Source organism: Geomonas sp., from assembly GCF_056994735.1.
Map to the genome: position 1 here is coordinate 1 of NZ_JBXKJL010000239.1, position 2,859 is coordinate 2,859.

General features: G+C 63.6%; 1 protein-coding gene and 1 pseudogene. Both read right to left on the reverse strand.

Annotated features, from left to right (window positions below; all coding sequences use genetic code 11):
• Positions 1–387: 387 nt before the first annotated feature.
• Positions 388–846, reverse strand: a pseudogene (locus AC11W3_RS10545) (IS66 family transposase); the annotation flags it as partial.
• A 17-nt stretch (positions 847–863) separates the two neighbouring features.
• Entirely contained in the window at positions 864–2,285 is a 1,422-nt protein-coding gene (locus AC11W3_RS10550) for a transposase (protein WP_484092977.1), read from the reverse strand.
• Positions 2,286–2,859 lie beyond the last annotated feature (574 nt).

The following is a 2,859-nucleotide window of genomic DNA, read 5'->3' on the forward strand; positions in this document are numbered from 1 at the left end:
CCAGTAAGGAGGGGGGTATCAGGAGTGTCATTGACCGATTGAGCATCTGGCCCCAAAAAAGACGCAGACAGGCGGACCGTCAGCGGTGGGGCTCTCAGGAGCCGCTTGCAAGGTTCGCAGTTGTTCCTCCAAGTCTTTGACGCGGGCTTTCCACTGATCTCGGCTCAGAGACAGGTCACGGTTCGTGACCCGCAACTGTCGAATCTGCTGTTGTTTCTCAGCCGATCGTTGTTTCCACCGATCACGACTGGCTCGGAGTTTCCTCGCCTTTCGGGCAGCATCCCCTTCGTCACTCATCACTGCATCTCCACCTGGAACACCCTCCTTGACGGGACCGATTCTGGCATGAATTTTAGCATAGAAAGACAGCACAGACTGGACAGCCTACCCATAGACCCGTTCCCGCGGATCGGGCAACGTCGTCAGGAACTTCACATCCCGGATCAGATGCGCCAGACAGAACTGGAGCAACACGCCGAACTCGCGCTGGTAACGACGATAGGCCGAGAAGTAGTCACAGCCCAGGACTCCATTGAACTCCTTGCCCAGGACCTCGATCAGTACGTCCGCACTGCGCGTCGGGTCGATCTTGAACAGGGTATACAGGCCGGCGCGGAAGCACCAGGTCCACAGCCGCGCGCCGTTCTGCCTATGGTCGGTCTCATCGATGTTGAGTCACGCCTGGGCCGGGAGGTCCGCCAGCAGATCCGTATACGGTTGCTCCAAGGCCGCGCTGACCTTGCCGAGGATCTTGGCCAGTTGGCCCCGCGAGATCGTCACCTGGACGACATCGCGGAGGAACTTGCGGATGGTCGAGAACGAGGCGTGGCAGGCTCCCTTGAGATACAGTGAGTTCAGGGTCTTCAAGCGGCTATGGGAGGCCCATTCCCCTGCTCCTGTGCTTGCTGCAGAACACGGTAGGTCGATGTATGGTTGCCGAGCACGCGCGTCTTCACCTTCTTGTGCCCGCCACGGCCGGAACTGGACTTCTTCCACCAGCGATCGCTCCATGCGCCTCGCAAACCCTCTCGCAAGCAGTCGCGCAACTTCGCCGCCGTTGGCACTTCGCCCAGCAACGCGAGCAACTCCTCTACGTCGACCAACTCGTCGACCGCCACCATCTGACGGTTCACGTCGTAGAACAGCTTCTCGTTGGAGATCTTCTTCGCCGCACATTTCTGATGCGATGCCAGGTGGGCACGAACCCCTTGCAGCGTGTTGTACAACAGCAGGCAGAACGACAACTGAAACAGCACTGCCTTCGGCATCGTACCGATCAGGTGCCGCAACGAGAACACGTCGGTGATCTGGTGGAAAACCGTCTCGATTCCCCAGCGGCTCTGATACGTCGAGAGCATGGCTTCCGCAGGATACTTCACCTCGTCCCACAGGTCCGTGACCACGCCGATCTCTTTACCGTCGGGCAGATCCTTCGTGATCCGGCGCACGTACTGTCGGTCAGCCTTCTCGACCTTGCCCAGCCAGCCCCACTCTTGGACGATCCGTTGCCCCTTGGCGTCGCGGCTCTCCTGCGCCGGCTTGGCCGGATCGGGGACGAACGTCGTATTGCTGCAGTAGCGAATCAGGAAATGGCCCCCGGCCTTCAACACATGCTGCGGGAAGCTTAGGTTGCAGTAGAGTCGATCGAGCACCACCACCCACGGCCGTTCCGGGCCGGCGGCCGCCGCCAACTTCGGCAACAGGGCCTCGGTGAGAGCCGCTTCACCGGCTTCGCCGTCGAGATGGCCGACCAGGGCCACCGCCAGGCCCGTCCGCAGGTTCAAGCCCACCGACGCCCGCGCGCCCAGGATGCCCGCCTGCAAGCCGCGCAACGGCTTGAGCAGCCGTTTGACATGCTTGATCGCCTTGCCGTCAGCGCCGAAGAGTTCGTGATCCGCCCAGCAGTCCGGCAGCGGGTCCACGGCCGGGCTCTCAGGCAGGACCGCGTTTATCCGCTGGGTGCCTTCCTCGAGCAGGGTCTCGCTGACGGCCAGGGGCAGATTCCCCAGCTTGTCGTAGGCCGAGGTGATCGAGACCGGCAAGATCTCCCGTTCCTGCGCTCGCTCGAAGGCTTGGTTGCCACTGCCGCCGTGTTGGAGCAAGGCATCGGAAATCAGATGGGCCAGAGTGCTGAACTTCAAGTCGCGCTCGTAGCACGGCCCGCGATTTCGCCGCCAGAGATCTTCGAGCCAGACGTCGTCCATCGTGAAGTGGAGCAACCGCCACACGGCGTCGGCCAGGGGGAGCTTCTCCAATACCGCGGTGGAAAAAGCGTCGCCGTCCATAACGGAAGGACTCCAGGGGAAACTCAAGGTGATGTCAGATGGAAGCTTATGATATCGGCCTTGCACCGAGCGCGAAACGTCAAGACCCTGAACTCACTGCCCGGCGCACCCGTGAGCCATTCCGGAGAAGCTGAGGAAGAAGGACGTGACGTTACGCGAGAAGGACGTCACGAAACGCGCCTCCCCCTCCCGGGAGACGCCGCCGCGTCGCCCAGGATGCCCCGGGAGCCACGCCTCGGGCCCGTGACAGCTTCCGGGCCTGGCCCCGCGCGCGGTCGGCGACCACGAACGCGGCCAGCAGCCGCTCCACGGGGGTCAGGCGCCGCGCGACCAGGCCGAGGGCCATGATGAAGAACCCGACCGAGGCGAGGTCCGCCAGGTGATGCGCCAGCCTCCAGGCAACCGACCGGACCTTCGGCTCGTCGACCCCGGGGAGGGCCTTCAGCTCGTCCCGCAGGGGCCGCACAGGCGCGGACGGTCGGGGAGCCGTCGCGGGCCCGGGGCGCGGCTCCTGGGGCCTCCGAGGCGACGTGGCGGCGTGGGGCCCGGGCTTGATCTGCTGCCCAGAGTGTCG